The sequence below is a fragment of the Microbulbifer sp. Q7 genome (assembly GCF_001639145.1).
Classification (GTDB): domain Bacteria; phylum Pseudomonadota; class Gammaproteobacteria; order Pseudomonadales; family Cellvibrionaceae; genus Microbulbifer.
The window spans coordinates 1,619,800-1,646,212 of record NZ_LROY01000002.1; the positions used below are offsets into that span (position 1 = coordinate 1,619,800).

Annotated in this window: 17 protein-coding genes; 3 read left to right on the forward strand and 14 right to left on the reverse strand. The window is 56.5% G+C overall.

Translation table 11 applies throughout. The features are described 5' to 3' along the window. Positions 1 to 41: 41 nt before the first annotated feature. Together AU182_RS12545 and AU182_RS12550 are read right to left on the reverse strand one after the other, a co-directional pair. The gene (locus tag AU182_RS12545; protein WP_066965705.1) at positions 42 to 971 is read right to left on the reverse strand and encodes an SGNH/GDSL hydrolase family protein; all 930 of its coding nucleotides are present in this window, start codon (positions 969 to 971) and stop codon (positions 42 to 44) included. A 171-nt stretch (positions 972 to 1,142) separates the two neighbouring features. Further along, positions 1,143 to 2,045: a 2-dehydro-3-deoxygalactonokinase gene (locus AU182_RS12550; protein WP_066965709.1), complete on the reverse strand. Its 903-nt coding sequence runs from the start codon at positions 2,043 to 2,045 to the stop codon at positions 1,143 to 1,145. Between the two features lie 396 nt (positions 2,046 to 2,441). Here AU182_RS12550 and AU182_RS12560 point away from each other — a divergent pair, with 396 nt between their 5' ends. Next, positions 2,442 to 3,050, forward strand: a complete 609-nt coding sequence (locus tag AU182_RS12560) for a GntR family transcriptional regulator (RefSeq protein WP_066965714.1) — start codon at positions 2,442 to 2,444, stop codon at positions 3,048 to 3,050. A gap of 157 nt (positions 3,051 to 3,207) precedes the next feature. On the opposite strand, the gene aldA is transcribed toward AU182_RS12560, so the two are convergent. The 8 genes from aldA to AU182_RS12600 form a co-directional block, all read right to left on the reverse strand. Further along, the gene (aldA, locus tag AU182_RS12565) at positions 3,208 to 4,662 is read right to left on the reverse strand and encodes an aldehyde dehydrogenase (RefSeq protein WP_066965721.1); all 1,455 of its coding nucleotides are present in this window, start codon (positions 4,660 to 4,662) and stop codon (positions 3,208 to 3,210) included. Positions 4,663 to 4,664: 2 nt separating this feature from the next. Beyond that, positions 4,665 to 5,429 (reverse strand): SDR family NAD(P)-dependent oxidoreductase, encoded by a 765-nt coding sequence (locus tag AU182_RS12570; RefSeq protein WP_066965722.1) that lies wholly within the window; start codon positions 5,427 to 5,429, stop codon positions 4,665 to 4,667. 43 nt (positions 5,430 to 5,472) lie between these two features. Further along, positions 5,473 to 6,504: a zinc-binding dehydrogenase gene (locus AU182_RS12575; protein WP_227718245.1), complete on the reverse strand. Its 1,032-nt coding sequence runs from the start codon at positions 6,502 to 6,504 to the stop codon at positions 5,473 to 5,475. Positions 6,505 to 6,516: 12 nt separating this feature from the next. Further along, positions 6,517 to 7,656, reverse strand: coding sequence for a mandelate racemase/muconate lactonizing enzyme family protein (locus AU182_RS12580; RefSeq protein WP_227718246.1), 1,140 nt, complete (start codon positions 7,654 to 7,656; stop codon positions 6,517 to 6,519). Between the two features lie 648 nt (positions 7,657 to 8,304). Beyond that, positions 8,305 to 10,740, reverse strand: coding sequence for a beta-galactosidase (locus AU182_RS12585; RefSeq protein WP_153039222.1), 2,436 nt, complete (start codon positions 10,738 to 10,740; stop codon positions 8,305 to 8,307). A gap of 50 nt (positions 10,741 to 10,790) precedes the next feature. Beyond that, on the reverse strand, positions 10,791 to 11,945 hold the full coding sequence (locus AU182_RS12590; protein ID WP_066965726.1) for a mandelate racemase/muconate lactonizing enzyme family protein: 1,155 nt from the start codon (positions 11,943 to 11,945) through the stop codon (positions 10,791 to 10,793). A 13-nt stretch (positions 11,946 to 11,958) separates the two neighbouring features. Beyond that, positions 11,959 to 12,732, reverse strand: coding sequence for an SDR family NAD(P)-dependent oxidoreductase (locus AU182_RS12595; protein WP_066965728.1), 774 nt, complete (start codon positions 12,730 to 12,732; stop codon positions 11,959 to 11,961). Between the two features lie 42 nt (positions 12,733 to 12,774). Next, entirely contained in the window at positions 12,775 to 14,340 is a 1,566-nt protein-coding gene (locus AU182_RS12600; protein WP_066965732.1) for an MFS transporter, read from the reverse strand. Positions 14,341 to 14,559: 219 nt separating this feature from the next. Here AU182_RS12600 and AU182_RS12605 point away from each other — a divergent pair, with 219 nt between their 5' ends. Beyond that, positions 14,560 to 15,213, forward strand: a complete 654-nt coding sequence (locus tag AU182_RS12605) for a 2-dehydro-3-deoxy-6-phosphogalactonate aldolase (protein WP_066965735.1) — start codon at positions 14,560 to 14,562, stop codon at positions 15,211 to 15,213. A gap of 225 nt (positions 15,214 to 15,438) precedes the next feature. On the opposite strand, the gene AU182_RS12610 is transcribed toward AU182_RS12605, so the two are convergent. Then, positions 15,439 to 16,398 carry a DUF4862 family protein gene (locus AU182_RS12610; protein ID WP_066965738.1) on the reverse strand — a complete coding sequence of 320 codons (960 nt, stop codon included), beginning with the start codon at positions 16,396 to 16,398 and terminating at the stop codon, positions 15,439 to 15,441. A gap of 568 nt (positions 16,399 to 16,966) precedes the next feature. Here AU182_RS12610 and AU182_RS12615 point away from each other — a divergent pair. Then, the gene (locus AU182_RS12615; RefSeq protein WP_066965740.1) at positions 16,967 to 18,409 is read left to right on the forward strand and encodes a sulfatase; all 1,443 of its coding nucleotides are present in this window, start codon (positions 16,967 to 16,969) and stop codon (positions 18,407 to 18,409) included. A gap of 101 nt (positions 18,410 to 18,510) precedes the next feature. Here the strand turns inward: AU182_RS12615 and AU182_RS12620 are convergent, their stop codons facing one another. The 3 genes from AU182_RS12620 to AU182_RS12630 all read right to left on the reverse strand — a co-directional run bounded on the left by AU182_RS12620 (position 18,511) and on the right by AU182_RS12630 (position 26,406). Continuing rightward, a complete protein-coding gene (locus tag AU182_RS12620) occupies positions 18,511 to 19,404 on the reverse strand; it encodes an SMP-30/gluconolactonase/LRE family protein (RefSeq protein ID WP_193754341.1) in 894 nt (297 codons plus the stop codon). Positions 19,405 to 19,558: 154 nt separating this feature from the next. Then, a complete protein-coding gene (locus tag AU182_RS16780) occupies positions 19,559 to 24,019 on the reverse strand; it encodes an FG-GAP-like repeat-containing protein (protein ID WP_227718247.1) in 4,461 nt (1,486 codons plus the stop codon). Next, positions 24,019 to 26,406, reverse strand: coding sequence for a beta-galactosidase (locus tag AU182_RS12630; protein ID WP_066965748.1), 2,388 nt, complete (start codon positions 26,404 to 26,406; stop codon positions 24,019 to 24,021). The genes AU182_RS16780 and AU182_RS12630 overlap by 1 nt, the downstream gene beginning before the upstream one ends. Between the last annotated feature and the right edge of the window lie 7 nt (positions 26,407 to 26,413).

The following is a 26,413-nucleotide window of genomic DNA, read 5'->3' on the forward strand; positions in this document are numbered from 1 at the left end:
ATAAGAGGGCTCCCGCAGGAGCCCCGTTCACCGCCTGACAATCACTTGTCCGGGTTGCCATTCCACATCAGGTTCGCCACCGTGTTCTGGCCACGAACGCTGGGATGGAAGCAGTCCCCACCATCAATATCATCTTTGCCGAACGTAAAGGTGCCCACATTGGTCTGGTCTGCCCCGGAGTATTCCGCAACCACTTCCACACCATTGGTTCCATTGTAGGCAGCGGCCTCCTGCTGCAGCACTTCGTTGTACCGACGCTGCGCCGACTCGATACCCGCGTAGCGCGTGGCAAACGATTCACCGTTCATGGTGCCGCCGTTGGTGGCTATGCGGCAGATACCGAAGGTGGACCAAGCGCTTTCGCAGTTGACGCGCCAGTTACCCGACTGTTTGGCGATACCCGCGGCGCGCAAGTCCTGCACCCGTGGAACCGACCCCAGCACCACGGTAGAACCGCTCGGCAGGCCACCCACCAGCTTGTCGAGCCCGGCCTGCACCGCGCCGCGCCACTCGCCCTCGGTCAGTAGTGGGTCCGAGCAATTGGCTGGATCGACACAGCCCCGGTTGCAAATATCGTTACCGCCGAGCACGACCTCGACGTGATCCGCCACCAAAGTATCGGCAAGAATCCGGTCCGCCTGTACGCTGAAATTGTCACTGCCGCCGCGCATCTCGGCACCGGAACGGGCGGCATTCTTGTTGGCCGCAACATTGGGGTCTATCGCCTTGTATTTATCGTGGACACTGTTGACGCTGCTGTCCCAGCCATCGAACCAGCTGTGTTCCGGTTGATCCCCGCCCAGCAGGCAGAAAAAACCACCGGTAAAGAACGTGTTGCCGGTGCAGTCGGCGGCGAAACCCATGGTGATACTGTCACCCGCCGCCGTGCCTTTGGCAGGAGCACCAAGGGTATTGATGGACCACAGCGCCGAGGTAATGGCGAGAGAAAGAAAAAGACTGGCTTTTTGCATTGTGTTATCTCCGATCATCCTATTTATGACATTATTTTTTTGCGGTGAACGGAGATAGGGTAGTTGGTCACACCACCATCGAGGGATGGGTTAGATGCCGGCTTTTCCAGTCTGCGATGCAACTCTCAATCGTGTCGCGGAAAGCGTTTCCCGGTGGCGCAAGCGAGACGCTCAGAGGACATTCGCCTCCCGTGCGATTGCCGACAGGCCCAGTGCCGAATAGGTGCTACCCGAGTAGTGCCGATATTCAATACCGAAATACTGCAACGCCTCGCCGTAAGGCGCTGCCAGATTGTCCCCACAAACCAGGTGCACACGCTCTCCTTGCCCCAGCTCTCTTGCCATTGCAGCCACCTCACTGCCGATCAATAGCCCGGAGAGATAGGATGCACTCGCCGCCCCCGACTGCAGGCCCAGCACGGTACGGCTTCTGGCATTAAACAGCTGATGAATCAGCCCTGCCTCCCCTGCACTGGCTGCCAAGCCGGCAGTAAATGCGTCTGTCGAATGTGCCTGCGTTCCCTGGACCAATACGCTGTGCGCGGTGAGCAGGGCGTAGAGCTCGCCGGTAAACGCCGTGCTGAACCCGCAGATCTCGCCACCTTCGATATGTACCCACTTACTGTGGGTTCCGGGCAGACACAGCGTGGCCTTCGCTTGCTCCTGAGGACTCGCCTGGGTCAACCAGCCGATGATCTGGGTCTCTTCTCCTCTCATGACATCGGCAATACCACTGCGGGTAATGCGTTTCACACCGGGCACACACCAGGCCTGCAAATCAGTATCCGGAACCTGCACCAAAGCCGCGGCAAGGGATGCTTTTGATGCAGGGCAGTCGACGTAAGGGACTTCATGCCAGCCGATACCAGACCCCACCATTCCGCACAGGACAACCGGGTAATTGGCACCGCCTATGGCTGACATCTGTGCTTTCAGATAGGGTTCCATCCCCGCCCCTTCCAGGCTTTTTATCCCCCTGTCAGTGCTTATCTGAGAAATTATTTCCCCTGTGGCCCCAATCTTCATCAACCGAAAACTACTGGTTCCCCAGTCACACACTAGAACTTCGCTCATTGGAGCACTCCGACTGCCTTTTTGAATTATTTACTGGTTGATTGTTGACCATTGACCGATAATCACGCTCAATTCGGCCCCAGCCCACCTACCCGGGATATTTCGGTCGCCGGAAACAGGATTTAACCAGCTCCATTGTCAATTGTTAACAGTTAGATGGCGATTTTTCTTGCGGCCTGGGGTACTATCTGTTTATCCGGGTCTTGTTGTAGATTTATTACAAGTATCCGCATTGCCTTGTCGATCGCGGGCAACAAGGGCTGCCCTCCTCCTTTGGTCAGCGTCCCCACAGGATCGACCACTGTGAAGGATTCACAGGGGCAGCTGAACTCAATGTAAGACACGGTGGGAGAGGTCACTTCCCCACCCCAAGATAAATGGTGAGCAGAATCCATCATGCGTGAAGCCACAAAGATCATCCCGGTGCGCGAGCAGATCGCGGACCAACTGCGCTCCGACATCATTTCCGGAGAACTCGCACCCACCACCAAACTGAACGAGCAGCAGCTCGCCAATCGCTTCGGCGTCTCCCGTGGGCCGGTGCGCGACGTACTGCTGCAGCTCACAAAAGAGGGCCTGCTGGTTGCCAAGAACAACTGCGGGGTGTCGGTAAACAGCGTACTGGACCCGTCCATGCAGGAGCTGATGATCGACATACGCCGCCGTATCGAGGTGTTCGCCATTTCCCAGCTAAAAGGCAAGCTGAGCGAGATGGATTTTGCCGAGCTGGAAGACATTCTGGACCGCCTGCAGGACGCCTTTGACGCGCAGGAATTTAACGAGGTCACCAAAGCGGATATCGACTTCCACCGCTACCTGGTACAGGCTGCCGGTGGCGATGAGCTGACCAACCTGTGGTATCCCATCGTGCTGCGCATGCGTATGAACTACAAGCGCATCTCCCAGCCGAAAGACTGCGTGGATGAGCACCGCGCTATTCTCGACGCACTCAGGGCCAACAAGATCAACGTGGCCACTACCGCGCTGCGCGCAAACATCAAATAACCTGCAAAAAGGTTACTGAAGCCCGGCCAGGTACCGGGCTTTTTTGTGCACGAACGTTTTACTAACTTCAACGCCTTATCAACGTCAAAAAAACGGGGACCAATGTCCCCGCAAAGTATCCATCCTGATGAGATGAAAGGAAGAGTCCGGAAGTAGCTCAAACTTCCGAGAGGTAGACCGTTTTCTTGTCCACGTACTGCTCAAGGCCGTAGCGACCATCCTCACCACCGATACCGGACAACTTCCAGCCGTTGTGGAAGCCTTGGTGCTGCTCGCCGATACCGCGGTTTACGTAAACTTCGCCGACTTCCATTTCCGCAATAGACTGATGGATGTAACGGAGGTTTTCGGTGAACAGGTACGCAGACAGGCCATACTCACTGTCGTTGGTGTAGGCGATCACTTCATCGATACTGGAGATCTTGACCACCGGCAGAATCGGACCAAAGGTCTCCTCGTGCACCAGAATGTTGTCCTGCTGCACGTTGGTCAGCACGGTGGGCTCGTACCAGTTGCCACCTTCAAACCCGGCCACCTGAGCAGGCTTGCCGCCGGTTGCCAGCTCGGCGCCCTGGGCAATGCTTTTCTGCACCAGCTCGTGAATGTGTTCGATCTCACGGGCGTTGACTTTAGGCCCCATCTGCGAGGACTCATCCAGCGGGTTGCCCACTTTCAGGGCCTTCACCTTTGGCAGGAATTTGTCCATAAACGCGTCGTACACGCTTTCGTGCACATACAAGCGCTCGGCGCAGGTGCACACCTGTCCGCAGTTGGCGTAGCGGGTCCAGAGAGCGGCTTCCGCGGCCTTATCCAGATCCGCGTCTTCCATCACGATAAACGGCGCCTTGCCACCCAGTTCCAGCATCACCGGAATCATGTGCTTGCCACTGGCTTGGTGAATGATCTGGCCGGCGCGGGTGCTGCCTGTCATGGTGATCATCGCGGTCAGCGGGCTTTCGCACAGGGCCTGGCCGACAATCGAACCTTCGCCATTGACGATGTTCAGCACACCGGCAGGAATGCCCACTTCATTGGCAATACGCCCAAGCTCCATGGTGGTGAGCGGGGTTTCCTGGGTTGGCTTGATCACAATGGTGTTGCCGGTGATCAGCGCCGGGCCGATCTTGCGCCCGGCCAGTGCCAGCGGAAAGTTCCAAGCAGTAATCGCCACCACAACGCCCCGCGGAACCTTGTGGATATAGATTTTTTCGTCTTCGTTGTCCGAGGGCAGAATGTCGCCTTCCAGGGTTAGCGCATTATCACAGGCGTATTCGATAAAGGTCGCGGTCGCGTTGACTTCATCGCGGGCGACACCGATCAGTTTGCCCTGCTCTTTTACCAGCAGCTCCGCCAGCGATTCTGTTTCCGCACGAATGGCCGCCGCGAACTTGCGCAGTACTGCCGCGCGATCGCGCGCGGTGCGTTTCGCCCAGGGCTTTTGCGCGTCTTTGGCGACCTGCAGTGCAACGTCTGCGTCTTCCGCACAGCCTTTTGGAATACTGCCCAGCACTTCTCCGGTGCTCGGGTTCAGTACTTCAATGGTGCCGTCGGCCTTGGAAGTAACGTACTCGCCGTTTACAAAGTTGACGTTGGTTTTCAATTCGAGAGCCATAGTTATCTCCCCATCCAGCCACCGTCCACCAGGAGGACGCTGCCATTCATATAATTGGAAGCTTCGGAAGCCAGGAATACCACCGGCCCCTTAAAGTCTTCGGGTTGTCCCCAGCGGCCCTGGGGAATACGCGCGAGAATGCTCGCGGCGCGCTCACTGTCTTCGCGCAGTGCCTGGGTGTTATCGGTGGCGATATAACCCGGGGCGATGGCGTTCACGTTGACACCTTTCGACGCCCACTCGTTGGACAACGCCATAGTGATCTGACCAATGGCACCTTTACTGGCCGCATAACCCGGTACGGTAATACCACCCTGAAAGGTCAGCAGAGAGGCGGTGAAAATGATCTTGCCGGAACCCTGCGCAACCATTTCCTTGCCGATTTCACGGCTCAGAATGAACTGGGCATTCAGGTTGACTTCGATCACCTTGTCCCACAGGTCATCCCCGTGCTCCGCCGCCGGCGCACGCAGAATGGTACCGGCGTTATTGACCAGAATATCAATCTTAGCGTGTTCGCTTTTCACCTTGTCGATAAAACCGTAAAGGGAACTGCGGTCGGAGAAATCGCACTGGTAAGGAAAGAACTGTTTGCCAACGGCCGCCACTTCGCGACCCACTGCGGAATCGTTCAGGTCCAGATTGGCGGATACGCCGATCACATCCGCTCCCGCTTCCGCCAAGGCAACGGCCATGGCTTTGCCGATCCCGCGGTTACAACCGGTCACCAGAGCTTTTTTGCCGGCAAGGCTGAATTGTTCCAACATCGTTTTACTCTCTCAATTCTATTTCGGGAATACCCAGGACAGCTCAGTCCTCGGCTCCACACGCAACCAGCGCCTTCATACCGGACGGGTTGCCGTCCATGGAGGCAAAGGCACTACCGATATCGTTCAGTTGCGCGACCTTGCTGATAAACGGAACCAGGTCGATCTTGCCACTGGCAACCATGTCGATGGCCTGCTCGAAATCCTGTGCTTCGTACACACGCGCACCCACCAGCTCCAGCTCACGCCAGAAGAACTTGAACAGATCCAGCTGCGGTTTCTGGGAGTGGATGGCCACCATGCAGATGCGTCCGCGTACCGCGGCAATCTCGGTCATGGCATCGACCGCCGGCTGCACGCCGGAAACCTCAAATACCACATCGGCGCCCTTGCCACGAGTCCAGTCTTCCACTGCCGCTTTCAGGTCCTGCTCGATGGGGTTAACCGCCAGCGCACCGGTTTTTTCCGCAAAAGCGCGGCGCTCGGGGCTGGGCTCAGAAATCATCACCTCGGCACCAATGCCGAGGGCAACCTGGGCCACCAACTGGCCGATGGGTCCACCGCCAAGAATGACGGCCTTCTCGCCCGCTTTCAGGCGCGCGCGGGAAATATCGTGGCAAGCAACGGCCAGCGGTTCGATCAGTGCGCCCTGCTGCAAGGAGACGTTTTCCGGCAGCTTGTGCAGGGTACGGGCCTTGACGTTCCAAAAGCTCTGGAACGCACCCACAGAGTCGATGCCCATAAACTTCAGGTTATGGCAGACATGGCTGTGACCCTCGTTACACGCCGGGCAATCGCCACAGTAGTCCAGTGGGCGCACTACAACGCGCTCACCGACGCTGTAGTCTTTTACGTTCTCACCCACCGCATCCACAACGCCAGACATTTCATGGCCGACAACCTGCGGTGGCTTTACACGCTGATCCATCACGCCGTGATAGATATGCATGTCGGTACCACAGATACCCACATAACCCACTTTCAGACGAACCTCATCCGCCGCCGGCGCTTCACAGCGCCCTTCTACAACTTCAAACGATTTGTTGCCGACATACTGAGCAGCTTGAGCTTGCATGAACATCACCTATTAAGAGTGCTTGACCAGGTGTGGTCGCAGCAGGGTTTCATCAAAAGTCACCCCGGTACCCGGCTCGCTGGAGGCAACAGCGCGGCCGTTTTCCAGCACGATCGGACGGGTCGTGTATTCGTCTATGGGGAAAGAGTGCACTTCCAGATAGCCCGCGTGGGGCTGGCTTGCCATCAGCGACACATGCAATTCGTGCATTCCGTGGCTGCACACCGGCAGGTTGTGCGCGTAGGCCAGCTCAGCGACTTTCAACCATCCGGTGATACCACCGATATTGGACGCATCCGGCTGCAGGAATCCGAGCTTGGATTGCGCGATGGCATAAGTGAACTCATGCACCGTGTGCAGATTCTCACCCATCGCCAGGGGAATATTGATGGCCTCAGCAATACGGCCATACCCCGGATAGTCATCGGGGATGGTGGGCTCTTCGAACCAGGTAATATCGCAGTGATCGATGGCGCGGCCAAAGCGTACCGCCTGCTCAATGGTCATCGAGTAGTTCGCATCCACCATGAAGGTGACGTCGTCACCAATCAGCTTGCGCACCGCCTCTACCCGCGCAACATCTTCCCTGTAATTTTCCTTACCGACCTTGATCTTCACCGCGTCGAAACCGCGGGCCAGGTAGCTGGAAATATTGTCCAGCAGTTTGGTCTCGGAGAAATTCAGGTCGATACCTCCGGCATAACACTTGGTGGTATTGCCCGCACCACCAGCCACTTTCCACAGCGGTAGCTCGAGACGCTTGCAGCGCAGATCCCACAAAGCGATGTCTACCGCTGACAGCGCAAAGCTCAGCAAACCACCGCGGCCCACATAATGTAGATGGGACTGAATGCCCTCCCAGATAGCAAGGATGTCCGACGCATCGCGGCCTTCCAGCAGCGGCTGAATGTCATCCTGTAACAGGGAGTAAATGGCACGACCACCGCGGCCGCCGGTGTAGGTGTACCCCACGCCTTCCAGGCCATCCTGGCAACGCACACGAAACACCAGCACTTCAAAGTGGGTATGGTCACCGTGACGCGCGTCGGAGAGCACTTCCGCCAGAGGAATCTGGTAATACTCAACCTTGGTGGCAGCGATGGTGCTCGAAGACAGCAGCTCTGCGGCCTGCTCTTGTACTTCCATCAACATGGAGGAACCCCAAAATCCGTGATTTTTTATTAGCACTTCAACACTTCTAATGATTAGACCTCAATCAATGGAACCATTGTATATTGTTAACAATTAACATCAATAAATTTTTTGCCTGCTCCGACGCGGCTCCAATCCCAGCCGCACCCCGACTGACGTCCAGCCCAGGCTCGTAGGTGTTTCTGGAGAAGACCGCCCTCAGTGGCGAAGCCCCGGCATCCACCTGCAGACGTGAAAGCGACGCCCGGCGACCCTCGCCTCCACCGAAATCCCGTGTCCCACAGCCAGGTTTAGCGGAAGGTTTTCGAGCTGACCGGTAGTATCCGGATGCCCTGCGCCCTCAACATCCGAGGGACGGCAGCCCGCCGCCAGCACGCAGACCCAAAAAACCCCTGCGTATAGGAATAAAAATACTGCGAATTACGCTAAACAGAGGATTGAGGGTTTCGCGCGCTGTTACCCGGGAACAAATGATCGCTATTCTGTCTACAAGGATATTTTGTTAACAATCTACAGTCATCCAAGACCAATGTAAATCCTTTAATGGTATATGTCAGGCATAAACCCTTGTTTTGCCAACAAAAAAAGCGCGATGCCCTTACGGACAGCGCGCTTTCATTCATCACCCTAGGTTTGCCGCAGGCGCGTTTACTCTTTTTCCAACTTCACATCGCCAAAGCGCCGTTCGTAAAGTCCCTCGTGGACTTCCTTGGCCGCCTTGACTAGCTCCGCGTAAGGAACATCCGCTACCGATACAAAGCCATTGGCATAGTTCTCACCGTCGTAGGCGCGGCCGGTGATCGGGGAATCCATGTACTGGAACATATGCACACCCACAAACCAGGGGTTATCGATAAACGAGTGCATATAGTTTTTGAACATACGGCCACGGTCTTTCTGATCCGCGGAGATCACGATACCCGGGTGGAAATGCCCCTGATCGTCGGAGCCGAAGCTGAACTCACCGATCAGACTGGGCTTGTCGATTTCCGCCAGGAAATCCCACTTGGACGGCACCAGCCCTTCCTCGTAGAGGTTGTAGCTGATGATGTCTACATTCTTGCCCGCCGCCTTGACGATTTCCGGCGGCATACCCCAGCTCGGCAGACGGGAGCCGAGATACAGGTGATTCGGAAGCACAGACTTCATCGCTTTGTTGATGGTGCCGAAGTACTGGTTGCCGTATTCAAACAACAGGGTCGCGTAATCTTCGCGCTGGGCATCGGTGGTGAGCGTGGAATCCATGCCCTTCTCGAACGCCTCCCAGGAAGCGACGTTTTTATTCCAAGCTTTGTTCAATGCCTCAATGGTGCCGTACTTTTCTTTCACCACTTTGGTGAACGCACCCTTGGCCGGGGTATCCGCAGCATCCCGGGACAGCGCGTTGATCACGATACCGTAGTGCAGCTCGTCGCTTTCCAGCCGACCAAAGCTCTGCTCGTTATCGAAGAAAATACCCATGCACCAAGGGCTCGCCTGGATCTGCTCGCTTACCGCCTTCGCCGCCACGACTGAGCGCTGGTAAAAACGCGGATCGTAGGGATCAGGCACAGGATGCCAGAAATCAAAGCCACTGCTCAGTGTGCTGAACTCACCGATAATGTCCGCAAAGGCTACAAATGGAATGCGCTGCTGCTCGTAAAAAGGGTCCGCAGCCCAGTTGCCGAGGGAGGTAAAGCCCCAATCCAGCATGCGATCAACCGTTACCCTCTGCCAGGTGTCCAGATAAGACTCGGGATAGGTTTCTCCGTAGCGACGCTCGAGGTTGGCACTGTAGAAACTGAAGGTCTCGCCGTGCTTCAACGGACCGGACTGGGTTTCACGGCGGTAGCCGTAGTGATTGCCCAGCTCATCATCGTAACCCGGCAACCAGTTGAACATGTTCGCGCGGGTTTCGGAGATCAGTTCGCGTGTGGCCCAGGCTGCTTCATTGACACGGTTCAGGGGCTGATCGTCTTCCGCAATCACTTCATCGGCACTGCGCTTGGGGATCAGCGCCTGGTCGTAGTCGTAGCCGGTGATGGTGGAAGAGTTCGACAGGCGGATAATGTCGATCCCGGTGGAGAAGTAAAGATATCCCTCTGGATCTACAATGGCCCACTTGCCGTTGACCTTTTCTGTGCGGAAATAACCGGTGGCTTCCAGTTGCGGGCCGCTCTTCCAGCCGCTGAATTTAGAGCGATCCGCGTTGGGTTTTCCGGAAAGACTGGCAAGCTCCTCCTCGACGACTTTCTTCAGCTCTTCGTCCGAGTGGATCTTGCCTTGATAGTCGACCTTGGCGTTCTGGCCGTATTTGTCCAGCAGGCCGGTGAGGAAGTTTTTATCCATCTCCGGGTTTGCGCGCAAGCGCAGATTGTCGATGGTGTACTGACGGTTGCTCAGGCTGCCATCAGAGCCAAAAGCGATCTGGGTAATACCGGACAGATCCAGTAGTTTTTTGCCCCAGAAGGAATGCAGCATGATGTCGTCGGACTGCCAGGTAGGCGGATTGGAGCGCAGGCCAGAGGCGAAGTTGAATTCGTTCTGGGCCGCCGCCTTGGGATCTTCCTGATCGTGGCCGTGCAGTTTGGCGTAGTATGTACGCGAAGTTCCGTCCGCAGGCACTACCAGGCCACGAGTATAGAAATCACCATTTTTATCGCCCATGGTGACATCGATCTGTACCGATTCCTCGCCGTGGTTGGCCACATCAAACGCGAGGTTGAAATCCGAGAACTCGCTCCAATCCCAGGCTTCCGCCGGCTTGATGACCAGGCCGGCGCCGTTGTTATCGGCAAGGTTGAGCTTTACCTGCAGCGCTTTGCCGCCGGCACCGTCATCCACCAGGTTGGCAGTGCCATTGTTGACCTGCACCGACCCGGGAATACCCCCGCTGTCAAAATTCTCCAGCACAAAGTCCTGCGCCAATAGATTAGAGTCTGCGCTGCTCACCGCGCTCACACTCGGTTCACTACCCTTCCGTTCGCCGGAGCAGGCGGCTAGTCCGCTCAAAGCTGCCGCGGTAATGGCGAGGCTCAACACGGAGCGCATCAGTGGCCCAGTAGTTTTTTTGGCAAAGGCTGTGGTTTCCATCGTCTCACTCATTTTATTTTTTGATACTCGCCGAACGCCGTCCGGCATACGCAGTAGATTTCTTACCAATTGGTGTAGCTGCCATCCGGCTTGTACAACCGCGGTGCTTCCCAGAACTTGAACGACTGCTCGGCAATCATTTCCTCGTTCACATCGATACCGATGCCCGGTGCATCCCCCACCGGATACACCCGATTTACTTCTTTCGGCCGGTTGATGAAATACTTGTCGTGATCCGACTTGTTGCTGTCGTAGGGGGCAATTTCACACCAGGACAGATTCGGTACCGCCGCACACATCTGGATGGTTGCCGCGGTACACACCGGGCCCAGCGGATCGTGGGGCATGATGTCGATGTAATGGCTTTCTGCCATCGCGGCCACTTTCATCGCCTCGGTCAAACCGCCCACGTTGCACACGTCGATGCGGGCAAAGTTGGTAATGTCTTTTTCGATATAGGGCAGAAAATCCCACTTGCTGGCAAACTCCTCGCCGATGGCAAAGGGTACATTCACCATGTTGCGCAGCCCCCGATAGGCCGACACCGACTGATCGCGGATCGGCTCTTCCAGAAAATCGAGCACGCCCTCCCCCAGTTTCTGGCAGAAGCTCGCGGTTTCGGCAACGGAGAGGCGGTGGTGGTAGTCGATACCGAGTACCAACTCATCCCCGAGCTCCTGACGGATTTCCTTCAGGCTTCCGGCTGCGGCGGCAATAGATTTGCGCACATCAAACGTGGTTGGCTCGGTGGGGGAACCGTGTTCGCCGGTGGTTGCGCGGATCACTTCCCAGCCCTGCTCGCGCAGCGCACGGAAATCGTCCAGCAGCGCCTGGCCCATGGGCTTGGTGGAGGTCACAAACAGTGGAATTTCATTGCGCTGCTTGCCGCCCAGTAATTGGTAGGTCGGCACGTTCAATGCCTTGCCGGCAATATCCCACAGTGCGATATCAATCGCAGAAATCGCCGCGGTGAGTACGCGGCCGCCTTCAAAATATTGACTGCGGTACATCTCCTGCCACACGGCACCGATGTTGCGCGCATCACGACCAATCAAAAATTCACGAAAATGCTTTACCGCACCAGCGACGGCCAGTTCGCGACTGGAAAGGCCAGACTCGCCCCAGCCGTAAATGCCCGCATCGGTTTCCACCTTCACCAGACAAAGGTTACGGTGCCCTACCCAGGCGGGATACACCTTGATATCGGTAATCTTCATCCTTGTGCTCCGCTTATTTCAGATCGTCGGTGGGACACAGACTGGCACTGAGGCCGTGGTCCGCGGTGATATTGGAACCGGTCATGGCACCGGAACAGGGTGAAAGCAGGAAAGCGGCGATATGCCCTACTTCTTCCACCGTGTTGTATTTATTGTCTGCGTGCATCTTGTCGAAGGATGCCGCCAGCGCCGGATTTGCATCCGCCACTTTGGCGACCGCTTCGGTTTTGGTCAGCCCGGGGCAGAGGCTGTTTACGCGGATGCCTTTTTTACCCAGGCTCCAGGCCATGGCGCGGGTCATGGCGACGATGGCGCCCTTGGTGGCCGCATACATCTCGTATCCCGCGACACTGGCACCGGCGTGATTGGACGCGATATTCACAATGGCAGCACCCGCCTGCATATGACGCGCGGCCGCCTGGCACAATAGAAAAACCGAGCGCTGATTCACTTCCCACAGGCAGTCGAGCTTATCCAGATCGAACTCGAGAAAATTTCCCTCAATGGTGACGCCCGCGTTGTTTACCAGGCCGTCGATACGGCCGAAACGCTCCACCACCGATTCGATAAACGGCGCAATCGCCGAGGCGTCACCCACATTCAACGGCAAGTAGGCGCTTTCAAATCCGCGATCACGCAGAGTCTCCACCCGGTTACTCGCATCGTTGATATCCGCCAGCACCACCGTGGCACCCGCCTCGGCACACACCTGTGTGATACCCCAGCCGATGCCCGCAGCGGCACCGGTGACGATAACAACCTTCTGATCCAGCAAGGCTTTAGACATGAAAACTTCTCACTTTATTGAGCAGTCCACCCAGGCGCGCGCTTACGCGCGCACCATGGCCGCTTCAATCTCTTCGATGGATTTGTTTTTGGTTTCAGGCAACAAGCGGTACAGCAACACCAGGCTGACACTGATACAGGCGGCATAGAACAGGAAGATTTCCGTCGCCCCCATATTATTCAGCTGCCATGGGAAAAACTGCTGCACAAAGTAGCTGACGGTGCTGACGATCAATGCGAAGAACGGAATGGCAACGCCGCGCACATAGGTGGGGAAAATTTCCGAGAAAAGCACCCACATTACCGGCCCAATAGACAGGTTGAACGAAGCGATAAAGCACATGATGCCCATCAACACCAGCGTCGCGTCGATCTGGATTGCTTCCTGAATCAACGCCCCCTCGTTGGCCCGCGCCGTCGCCTCGCCCAGGGCCTGGTACATGGCCTGCTTGAAAGCCACGTCAGTTTCAAACGCGGTGCCCACCAGTGCCTGAAGCCCGGACACGTCAATATTCGCGTCGGCCAGCGCCTGCAGGGAAGACACTGTTAATTCATAGCTCGCCTGGCTGAACGCCCAACTGCACAAAAACAGGCTTGCGCCTCCCCAGGCGAGACCAAACAGCACCAGCGGGCGGCGGCCGAGGCGGTCAATCAGCAACAGCGCCAGAATAGTAAACATTACACTTACCACCCCCACAATCACCGCCTGCATGAAGGCGGCATTGGTGCCGATGCCCACCTGCTCAAACACGGTGGGCGCATAGAACATAATCGCATTGATCCCCGTAATCGGCTGAGCAACAGCAATCACCAGGCCGACCCAGAAGGCGGTACGCAGACGCGGCTTAAAGATTTCGGCCACTTGCTGACGGAAGCTGCCGGTCGGCGCGGCGGCCGCGCTCTCCTGGATTTCTAGAATATGAGGCTCAATATGCCCTTCCGGCAACAGTTTGCCCATAACCGCGCGTGCCTCATCCAGACGACCCTTCAGCACCAGCCAGCGCGGACTCTCTGGAATTTGCAGCAGCATCAGCAGCCAGATCAGTGCCGGGATCACTTCCACACCCAGCATCCAGCGCCAGGTGTACTGATCGATCCCCAATGCGGTCACCCAGGCGGCATCCGCATTGGATGCCTGCAAAATCAGATAGTTGGCAAAGTACGCCGCGGAGAGCCCCACCACAGTAGTGATCTGGTTCATGGACACCAGTTTGCCGCGCATTTGCGGCGGTGCGATTTCGCCGATATACATGGAGGCAAGGGAAAGTGAGGTAAACGCAAGGCCACCAAGGAAGCGCGCAGCCACAAGCATTTCAAAATTGGGCGCGAGTACAGAGCCTATTGCGGAGACGAGATAGAGGGCGGCAATCAACAGCAGCGCGGTTTTTCGGCCCCACGCATCGCAGATGCGCCCGGTAACCATCAGCGCGAAAATAACCCCGAAACCGGGGGCGCTGACGACAGTGCCCACTTGCAGGTCCGACAGCGTAAACTCGGCAGTAATAAATCGCACGGTGCCGGAGATCAGCGCCGCATCGAGACCGAAAATGAAACCACCGAATGCCACGATCGCAGCAAACTTAAAGGCGGTCAGTTGGAATCCTCTCATCGGATAACCCTCTTTTATTGTTATGGGCACTCCGACCACAAATACGCTGGGGTATCGTCAGGTCGTACGGTCGGCCGCCACGTAATGTTGGCCCATCATACAACCTCAATCCTTTTTTGTTAACAATTAACTATATACAAATATTCCTACCTCCCTTTATACTGCATCCATCCTGCCCCGTCACCGGGAAAAGATCAGTAAAGAGCACAGGAATACACGATGCTGAGTCAGCAGTTTCACCAGGCGCTGGAAGCCTGCCCCCTGATTGCCATCATTCGAGGCGTCACCCCGGACGAGATCGACATGGTCGCCAATACCCTGCTGGAAGCCGGGGTCCGTGTCATCGAAATTCCGCTGAACTCCCCGATTGAGCCACTCAACAGCATCGAGCGGCTGGCAAAGATCATGGATGACTTCGCTGAAACCACTATCTGCGGCGCCGGCACCGTGCTCACACCGGAGCAGGTACAGAGTGTACAAAATGCGGGCGGAAAGATCATTGTTTCACCGAACTGTGATCCAGAAGTAATTCGAGCCACCAATGACCGGAAGCTGATTTCCGTTCCCGGCTGCCTCACCCCTAGCGAGGCGTTCAGCGCGCTCAAGGCGGGCGCCCGGGTACTGAAAATGTTCCCGGTGGCAGACTTTCCGGCCCAGTACCTGGCCTCACTCGGCGCGGTGGTTCCGAAAGATGTTCTCACCTTGGCGGTGGGCGGCATTACCGATACCAACATGGAAGAGTATTGGAAAGCCGGTGCACGCGGTTTCGGCCTCGGCTCAAATATCTACGCTGCCGGCGACAACGCCAGCCAGATCGCGGACAAAGCACGCATCATGGTGGATGCGGCAAAACGCGCACAGGCGCTTGGGTAAAGTTTTCTCCCGTAGCGAACTGCAGCGTAGTTTGCAGTTCGCTACATGTTGTCAGTTGCGATTGACTCTTCGCGACCTTTGCTTGCGCCGCAACGCAAGCTCTTCTCTCGCTTCACCGCCCCTTCCCAGGGGCGTTTTTTTATATCCGTAGCGGCTCTTGCCGTAAATATGCGCCCCCTCAGAGGCCGAGCGACTTGCACACACGCGCGGCAAATTCCTAAGCACCTATTTTGTCAAAAGGTCGAGTGCAGCTAAGCAATCCCGGTTATAGGCTACCCGGGAAGCTGCATCCAGATCTGTCGGTCGCACGCCGATTTTCGCACCCAGATAGTCGAGCTTTTGCCAGTCCGCGGCTTCCAGGGTCAGTGCCAGCTGTTCCCGCGTGAGCAGTGAGCCTTCGGCAAATTGACCGCCCTTAAATACTTCCGCCGGCGGCATATGGGTATCGCGCCATACGCCGTAGGGGGTTTCAACATCGGAAATGCCGGAGTACATCAGACCGCGCAACAGTCCCGCCTCGCGCACCAGTCGCAGGTGCTCCAGCGGGCCTTCTACGCTGCGTGTCTCCAGGGCCGAACGTCCCCAGTTGATGCAAATGCCCAGTTTTTGTTCGCGGTCCTGGTTCATTTCCAGCAGACAGTCGATCTCTTCCTGCACGGAAAGGAAGCCTTTTTCTGGCTTCAGGCCTTCCACAAACGCATCGCAATGCTCGATAACCAGGTTTGCGCCACTCCAGTCCCAGGAGGTGATTTCCTCCAGAGAGTGCCTGAGCGATACAACAGAGGACTGAGCGGCAGTGCGATTGGGGCTGGTGTGCAACTGTACGGCCTCTACCCCATTGCGCCCGAGGTGCATATTGAGCTTCAGCACTGCCGCGTGCATCTGGCGGTAAAATTCAACCCCCTCGGCGCGCCCGGCCTCGTCATCCGACGCGATACCAAAGGCCGCATTCTTGCCCAGACGTCCCATCACACCGGGCACGCCGGTAAATACAAAATCCCACTCCGGGTCAATATTACCCAGAAACCAGTCGTCGTCATGGGCATGCAACTGCCCGGTGAACGGATGCTCCAGGCCCCGCAGATTGCCCAGCTGTTTGATGCCGTTCAGGTATTTCTCCTGAACCTCCGGCTGCCAGGTTTCGGTCATGGGGGCGGTGGCGTAGGCGCCTAGGATGTATTTCATACGCTGATTGCGGTTCCTGGGATACTTTAAGGGGCAGATAATATACAGGAACCTATTCGGGGCCATAACCCGCGTGCCCGCGTCGCTAGATCCGGAATTGTTCGTCGTCAGCGCCAATGGCTGTGAAGAAATAAATGTATATGCCACAGGGAAGCCGTTCCCTCTGACTGCTACACCCGGCTGCACGATACCGGCGGTGTGGAAGAGTGCTTTCCCAGTGTGGATGCCTGCGAACTTCCGTCCGACGCTGGCGTGTTTGCGGGGCTTGCTCTGCTCGATCACGGAGAACTTTACGGGCACTCCTGGACGCATGTGTAACCCTGCGCTGTGGCCGACCCACGGAGGCTGGGCTGGGGACGGGGAACTCCGTACTCTAATCTGGTACTGGAACCCGCCATCGGCAATGCCGATAGCCTGCGTGAGCTGATTGACCGAAATACAACGCCGATACTTGCACCCGGGTCATCCCGTCAGTGGTCCTTCCGGATTTGCACCGCCAACAGCCCTCTTTGTTAACAATATACAGATGGCGTTACACTACCCCAATTAATCAGCATTGGGGGGCAACATGTCATTCCGGATCAGCGGCCGATTGGTTGCCGCGCTACTCACCTTACCGATAATCGCTGCGCTCACCATACCGTCCGCGGCCGCCGCGGCCCCAAAAAAACCAAATATCGTTCTGATTCTAGCGGACGACGCGGGCTACGCGGATTTCGGCTTTCAAGGCAGCGAGGTGTTTCAGACACCGAACATTGACCGCATCGCGAAAAACGGCACCCGTTTTGCGCAGGCCTATGTAAGTGCCGCGGTATGTGGGCCATCCCGCGCGGGCCTGATCACCGGAAAATACCAGCAGCGTTTCGGCTATGAGGAAAACAATGTGCCGGGCTATATGAGTGCAAGTGGCGCCACCGGGGACGATATGGGCCTGCCGCTGGACGAAAAAACCATCGCGGATTACCTCAAACCACTGGGCTACCACAGCGCCATTCTGGGCAAATGGCACTTAGGCAATGCGGATCGCTTCCACCCGCTGAAACGGGGCTTTGACGAGTTTTACGGTTTTCGCGGCGGCGCCCGCTCCTACTTCCCATTCGATGAAAGTAATCCCAACCACCGCCGGGAGGATTTTCTCGAGCGCGGCTTCGGTGTTTTCGCGGAAACACCAAAATACTTTACCGACGCGCTGACCGATGAGGCGGTCGCCTTTGTCGAGCGCAACCAAGACAAGCCCTTTTTCCTCTACCTTTCGTACACTGCAGTGCACGCCCCCATGGACGCGTTGCCAGAGGATCTGGCTGCCTTCCCTCAACTTTCCGGCAATCGCCAGAAAGTCGCTGCCATGACCAGGGCCCTGGACAGAGGTGTTGGTAAGCTGCTCAACACACTGGAAAAAACACGCTTGATCGACAACACCCTGGTTGTGTTTACCAACGATAACGGCGGGCCCACGGATCACAACGCCTCCAATAATTATCCCCTGAGCGGCACCAAGGCCACGCATCTGGAAGGGGGAATCCGGGTGCCGTTTGTCACGCAGTGGCCTGGCCAGATACCGGCAAACCAGACATTCGCCCACCCCAGCAGCCTACTCGACCTGCTGCCGACGTTTTACTCCGCCGCTGGTGGAGATTCATCGAACCTTAAAGGAATCGACGGAGTAAACCTTTTACCCTACCTCACCGCCGAAACCACCGGAAAGCCGCACCAGTCCCTCTACTGGAAAAAAGAAAACCGCGCAGCTATTCGGGATGGCGACTGGAAACTACTGCGTTTCCCGGACAGGCCTGCCGAACTCTATAATCTTGTCGACGATGCCAGTGAAAGCAATAATCTTGCCCGGCAATACCCGGAAAAAGTAACCGCGCTGTACCAAAAGCTATTCCAGTGGGAACTGCAACTGGATCGGCCAAAATGGCAATTGAGGCGGGAATTCGAAGGACAGGCGATGAAGCGGATGGACGCTTTTAGAAAGGCAAAATTGCCCGAGGCATCAAGTAATCACTGAGCGCACGGGTTTTTCACAAAAAAGGCGGCCCCCCAAATTAGCAGGGCCGCCCTTTTTAATGAGTTCAGGTTCAAGTCGATCCGACCGAGTTGAACGCCCGACTACACAATCACCGCCGGTTCCGGGTGCCCTTTTACCGCATTGCGATATACCAGGGTGGCACCATTCGAGACTTTTGCATCCGGCGCGTCTTCAAGGCCAACCGCGGCAGTAGTCACATACATATCGGTAAAATCGTCACCGCCAAAGGCCGGGCAGGTAGTGCGGATAACGGGCGCCTGTAGTGCAACAGAGGCGCTGCCATCGGGCGTAAAGCACTGAGTACGCGCACCGTCCCAGAGTGACGACCACATATTGCCCTGCCCGTCCATCACCGCGCCATCGGGGATGAGCTTCTGCGCACTCAGATCCAGAAAGACTTCCCGCTCGCCGGTGAGCCATCCGTCTTCTTCATTCAACGCTACCCGGTAAACCAGGCTTTTGGCTGAGTCCGCGTAGTAACCGTAATTACGCGCGCGATCAAAGCAGATACCGTTGGGCACGGTCATCCCGCTATCCAACTGGCGCAGCTCACCTTTGTACCAGCGGTACAGGTTGCCCTGGTCCGGCTCGCCTTCCATCCCCATGGTGCCAATCCAGAATCCACCCCAGGGGTCGGCTCGGCCATCGTTGCTGCGGTTACCCGGCAGGTCCGGCTCGAGCGCACACAGCAAGGTTCTATCCCCACTGTTCAGGTCCATCAGGTGCAGGCCACTTTCAAAAGCGACAACAGCGCGGTCCCGGTCTACCCAGCCAATCGCCGAGGGCATTTCATCAAATTCCCAGGCCCGTTCACCATCCGCACCATTGGCGAGCACGCGCTTGTTGAGCAGATCCACCCAATACAGGTTTTTGCGCTGCGGGTGCCACAGGGGGCCTTCTCCCAGGCTGCAAATACGCTGATCGAATACTTCTGCCTGACCGATCCCGACAGAATTCTGTTCAGTTTCTCTCACGCCAACTTCCTCACCATTCGTTTTATCATTTGCCCGACCATTCGCCGTGAGCGCCCGGGCTGCCCCACTCAGCGGCAGAGCAGCAAGGCTACAGGACATGATGGCCAGCACCAGCTTTCGCCGCGCGCTATTGTTAGTACGTCTATCCAAACTTTTACCCTTCCGAACCTGCGCTTATTGCACCGGTAATTTTCGCCCGCACCGCTTCGTCGAGCCGGAGTTTGGCAGGAACACTATCAATTGCTAGCGACTTCGACAAACCACGCACAATCAACAGCGCCTTGCCTTCACTGGTGCGCAATTGTGCACTTTTGTAACCCGTCATGCGCGAAGTGCGACCATTATCGGTCCCCAGTAACTCCAACCCTTCGGCAAGATCAAAGGCAATTTCCATATCCTGATGACGCACCGGCCTGCCCTGATTATCCACCAATTGTGCGGTTACATGGGCCACACTGTAGTTGTCAACGGGCAACGAGTCCCGATCAAAAGAGAGTTCGATGGCGGCGGGCGCTTCGGCAGTCTCGACGGTAGATGACACATCGCACCCGTTCGCACCTTTTGCAGTCAGTCGGCCAGGTGTGAACGGCAGTGCCCACTTTAGCAGGCGATCCGGGCTTGCCGCGAGGGATCGGGTACCCAGAGATTCGCCATTTATCGACAGTTCAACTTCCGGACAATTACTCAATACTTCAACAATCACCGGCTCTCCGTCGCCGTAATTCCAGTGGCGATTTACATCCTGCCAGCCCCATACGCGACGTTCCCAGGCGCCCGGTGTTTTCTCCACTACGCCACCGTCTGCTTCGCGACGGTACAGAGATTTATCTTCCGTCTGCGAGGTGATCGCCACGTAAGGCGCACTGTTCCAAAGTGTGCGGTAGAGATCATAAGCGGGGGTTTCAAACCCGGCCAAATCCAGCATACCGCTGCGCACTGCCTTGCGCGGCCAGGCACCATTGGCCTCGCCCAGGTAGTCCGCGCCTGTCCACAAAAAAGTACCCGGAATAAACGGGCGCTCTTCAATCGCCTTCCATTCGTGCCACTGCACCACGTTTTCGGTACCCATGATCATTTTCTCGGGGTACCTCTGGTGGCCGTAGTCGTAGATCACCCGGCGATAGCTGTAACCAACTATGTCCAGGGCGTCGGTATAGCCAGAAATATGGCTAACCGACGGCAGAATCAGGTTCGCCGTTACCGGTCGGCTGGTATCCAGCGCCTTTACCCAGTCCGACAGCTTCCGGGCGGTTTTGGCAAGTACATACTCACCTTCTTCACTCCCGTGAAAACGGTCCTTGATTTCCTGCTCAGTGATAAACGGCGGGTTGTAGAAGTAATTCCCTGACGCGTTCATATCGAAATAGCCGGTGGCATCCTTGTAGCGGGGATAGGTCCACTCGATCTCGTTACCGATACTCCACATGATGATGGAGGGATGATTGCGGTCGCGCTTGACGGCCAAGCGCAGGTCAGACTCCGCTTCCTGCTGGAAGTAGTCCGCATAGCCACGGCTAATATAATCGCTATGACGTTCCCACTGGTTCAGGCGCTTGTCTTTGGGGTTGTCCCACTCGTCAAAAATCTCCGCTTGTACCAGAAAACCCATTTCGTCACACAGGTCCAGAAACTCCTCGGAAGCGGGGTTGTGTGCGGTGCGAATGGCATTAGTCCCCGCCGCTTTCAAGGTTTCCAGGCGACGACGCCAGACGTCTTTGGGCACCGCAACGCCCACCGCGCCGGCATCGTGATGCAGGTTGACGCCCTTGATGGGCGTATTCACACCATTCAGGAAAAAGCCCTTGTCAGCGTCAAAGCGCAGGGAGCGAATGCCGAAGCGGGTTTCTACCTGATCGAGAATTCGACCGCCATGGCGCACACGGGTTACCGCGGTATACAAGTTGGGGGCTTGTGGGCTCCACAAGGCGGGGCTGGGTAGATCTAGTTGCAGCTGGAAGCTGCCATTACTATTTTCAGCGAGCCCTTTCTGAACACTGGTTTGCGCTACCCGGTTACCGGCCCCGTCCAGCACCTCGGTATCCACCACGAAGCGCCGTGCCTGAGCTTTATTGACGACCTCTACTTCAACGCTGACCTTCGCCTTATCCGCCCCGATCTCCGGTGTCTGGATAAACACACCGGACAGGGGAATGTGCAGCGGGTCTACGGTCACCAGTTTGACATTGCGGTAAATCCCGGAGCCGGTGTACCAGCGGCTGTCGATATAGCGGCTGCGATCCACCCGCACCGCCAGTACATTGTCTTCCCCCGCCGGAGCCAGGTGCTCGCTGATATCGAGGGTAAACGGGGTATACCCGTTAATTCGCCCACCGACTTTTGTCCCGTTCAGCCAGATTTCCGAATGATTGTAGATACCGTCGAAATTCAGATAGGTGACTTTGCCTTGTGAATGCGCGGGCGAGGCAAAGGTTTTGCGGTACCAGCCAATTCCTCCGGGCAGATAGGCGGTAGCGCCGTTCAACGCCGGATCAAAGTCGTGCTCAATACTCCAGTCGTGGGGTAGGCGCAGGTTGCGCCACTGGCTATCGTCGTACCCCGGATTCCGAAAGGTCTCATCGTCTTCCAGGCGGAATTTCCAGCCAAAATTAAAATCGACGCTGCGGGGGGCCGCGCTCGTGGCAGTTGTAGTTCGACCACTGTCGCCGTCGACAAATACCCGCTGATTTACCGCGATGCCGCTCAGAGTCGCCTCTGTACCATCGCGCCAGCGCACGTGAATATTCACGGGATCACGACTTTGCCCAAGGCCAAAGTGTGCGATATCCAGTTGGCTCTGGGAATGGGTTGCACTGCCCGCGCCTATTCGTTGAAAGCGGTTACTTACCGAGACCTCGGCACCTTTCGGGTCGGTACCCTTCGGTGAGTAGCCCACGCGAACCTGCAGGTAGTTGTTCTGTGGCGACTGGGATTGATGTGGATTGAGGGTATTTTCGAACAGGTGCCAACGGCCCTGATCGTCATCGCCACTCAACAGATCCAGATCCCCGTCGTGATCGGAATCGAACAGCGTCCCCATATCACCGTGACCGGACTGGCCGAGAAAGGTAGCGCCGTGATTGGATTGTTGAGCGAAGGCGCGGCCATCCTGGTTCAACAGCAGCAAATCTTCAACGCGCTGGTGCAGCGCACCAAATCGATAGACGAAAAAGTCCTGGTAGCCGTTATTGTCCAGATCGCCCGCGGTCACGCCCCAGTTGTTGTCGGCGCTTTGTGGTGGCAGGTTGCCACTGATATCGGTAAAGCGCTGCCCATCGTTGCGCAACAGAATATCGGCAACACCCAATTCCTGAGGCGCCCAATCAGTTTCTATCTGTTTTACGCCATGTAGGCTGGCACGGATATCCCAGGCAAGATCGCCGTTCAAGCGCCACTCCAGGCGCCATTTATGAGTGGCAGTCATTGCGCCTGTCGTTAAGTCAGCGCCCTCGGGACTACCCTGCTCCACCAGCCCTAGGTGCCAGCCATTTTCGATCACCTCGTCGGGAAAGCCCCTGGCGTCCTGTGGCGAAACCGTTACCAGTGATTCACCCGCTGGAGTAGCGAGTTTCTCCGCACCCGCGCCCAGGTACACCGGCAGGGTAATTTCCTGCCCGCGCTGCCAGTGAAAAAAATCATTGAGCTGCAATGGCCCGTCACTGTAAAAGGTGATCCCATCGTGGCTACGATTTCCCTCATCGCGCAGATCCAGCCGACCGCTTTGCGGATCAAACGACACCGCATTATTGGCTATCTGGTAATAGGTCTTTCCCCGGGCCAGGTAGTAGTCCAGGTCGCCATCGTTATCGATGTCTGCCTCCGCCACCGCCATGACGAACTCGCGATCTGTGCCCTCGGGCAACCACTGTTCGGTCACATCGCGGAACCCGAAATCGCCGGTGCCCGCCCACAAGCTGACGGGCGAGAAGGCGATCAAATCGTCCATATGATCGCCGTTGAAATCCGTAACCAGTACGCGCTCGGCCTCCATTTGCTCGAAGTTCGGCGCCTGGCGGTAACGGAATTGGTCATTGCCGATATTTTCAAACAGGATATTGCGTGGACCTTTTTCGCCGGGGAGCATGATGGCATTGATCTGCAGTAGGTCCAGGTCGCCATCCAGATCCATATCGATCCAGCGCACCGAGCGCCCGCGGGCACCCATATTTTCGATACCGCTGCCCACGGTAATATCCCGAAATTCGCCATTGTCATTTTTCAGGATCCGCGGCGGTTGCGGGGTGGAACCGTTGCCGCCGCCCAGGGCGACCGCCACATCCTGATCGCCGTCGCGATCATAGTCACCAGCGGCAATCCCGTGTACATCCCAGCGCATGATCGGTGCATGATGTTCCCGGTAGTGGCCACCATCATCGCCCCAAAAAAGCTGCGCAGGCACCTTGTCGTGGTTGCTCAGTAGCAAGTCATAACGGCCATCGCCATCCAGGTCTGCCACGGCGGGGCCGCCGTATTTCCAGGTCGGCTCCGTATTCAGGCCCCGCTGTTCACTAACCTCCGTGAAACTGACCTCAGTGAACTTGGGTGCCGCGGCGGCGCCGCAGGCGCCAATGAGCGCGGCCACAGCAAGCGATAGACGCAAAGTCGTTGATTGCTCCATTACCGGTTCGCCTTTTTATTTTTGTCCGTAGTGCCACCAAATCTTCGCTGGTAGAGGTTTTCGTTAACTTCCTTAACCGCATTTACCAGTGGTGTGTAGGGGATATCGGTCACGCTGACAAAACCCACGTTGTAGTTCTCCCCATCGTAGGCACGCCCGGTCAACGGAGAGTCGATGTACTGGAACCAGTGGGCACCGACAAAATACGGATTGTCGATCACGCTATTCATATACTCGGCGAACTTCTTGCCGCGGTCTGCCTGCGAGCTGGCGTGGATCAGCCCGGGATTCAACAGACCGGAATCCAGTGCTCCGTTGTGAAACTCACCAATGATGGAAGGCCGATCGATTTCCGCAAGAAAATGCCAGAACTTGTCGCTGACACCTTCCTTGTAGTAGTTGTAGCTCACCACGTCCGCGTATTTGGCCGCAGCACTACGGACCTCCGGCGTCATCCCCCAGGTAGCGAAGCGCGCCCCCAAATACATATGATTGGGCATGTAGTGCTTGACCGCTTCCCTTACGATCTTGAAATACTGGCCGGTGAAGTGCTCCAGCATGGTGGAGAAATCTTCCACCATGGCTGCGTTGAAGCCACTGAGTGCTACACCACGGGCGAAGCTGTCCCAGTCTTGTAACTGGATATTCCATGCGCTATTCAGCTTGGCAATTTCCCCATACTTATCCTGCATCAGTTGTGCAAACTGCGCCTTGGTGGGGCTCTCTTTTGCTGAGCGGCTCAGGGTATTGATGACGATGCCATACTGCGACGCGGTGGAGCCCTCCTGCCCCCAGCTCTTCTCGTTGTCCACAAAGACGCCCACACACCAGGGACTGTTTTCGACTTCTTTGGCGATCTGCTCTGCGGTGATATAGGCGCGCTCTTTGAACAGCGGATCAAACGGGTCCGGCAGTGGGCTCCAGTAGTCATTGCCACTGCTCACAGTTTTGAAGTTGCCAATAATCCAGCCATTGGCGAAGTACGGAATTCGATCCATCTGGTAGTAATCGGAATCAATCCAGTTGCCGAAGGAGGTAAAACCCCAGCTGAGCATGCGATCAACGGTGGTATCCCGCCACTTCGCCATCAGCTGCTCTTCATCCGCAATGTCATACTTACGCTGCAGATTCGCCCGGTAAAAGCTGAACGTCTCGCCGTGCTCTATCGCTCCGGTATGCACCTCACGGCGATAGCCAAAGTTCTGCCCCAGAGGTTCGTCATACTCCGGTAACCAGGTAAACATCTCTGCGCGCAGAGGCGAGCTGATATAGCGCGTCGGAAGGGCCGCATCCGGAACCGGGTTCAGACCGAGAGAATCCTCCGGCGTCAGATCACCGGGGGTGCGCTGAGGGACTTTGGCCTTGTCAAAGTCATACCCGGTAATGGTGGAGGTATTGGCCAGGCGCACGTTGGCAATACCTGTGGAGAAGAACAGATACCCTTCCGGATCTACCAGTGCCCATTTACCATCGACTTTTTCCGTACGGAAGAAGCCGGTCGCCTCCAGCTTTGGCCCTTCTGCCCAGCCACCAAATCGCGAGCGTCCTTCGAGAGGCGTATGGCGCAAATCAGCCAGCTCCTCACCAGCGTAGTCGCGTAGCTCTTCCACAGAATGCACTTTGTTGGCGAATTCCATTTTGGCATTTTGACCAAACTGATCCACCAGCCCGTTGAGATAGTTTTGGTCCAGTGTTTCCGGCTTGATCAACCGAACATTGTCGATGGTCAGTGTTTTGTCTTCCAGAACACCGGCTACCGAGAACTCAATGCGCTCAATGGCGCTAACGTCCAGCTGCTTTTCGCCATGGCGAAAAATAATATCCTGATAGGCGCTATTCCAGCTGGGCGGGTTGGAGCGGATACCGGTTACCACAGAAAGGTCCGGGCCCTTGAGTTCCATATAGTAGGTATTCTGAGATTGCTCGGGCACCACAAAACTGCGGCTGTGCAGTCGCCCTTCACCGTCAAACGCTTTTACATAGAGGTGTACCGACGATGGCTGCGCATTATCAATATCCAGCGCAAAGGCAAAATTACCCAGGTTACTCCAGTCCCAGCTCTTATCGGCAGAAAACGTAAATGAAGCTGCGTAGTGCGCTTTGGTTTGCAGCTGTAGCCGGAGTGCCTGGCCGGCACCCGTTGAAACCAGGCGACCATTCGCATTCTCCAGTTTGATCGATTCCGGGAGCTTCTTGTTCTCGAAATTCCAGAGTACTACCGGATCCGCTTCGGCTGATTCCGTTCCACTCAATCCTTCTGCACTGGATAATTTGTCGCCAGATACCGTTTCGGCCGCGGCCAGGGTATTCCCATCTGAGCGACCGCACCCGGTGAGACACAGGGCACAAATTAAAAATGCCGTTAGCCATTGATTGGCGAAATTCATAGGTACT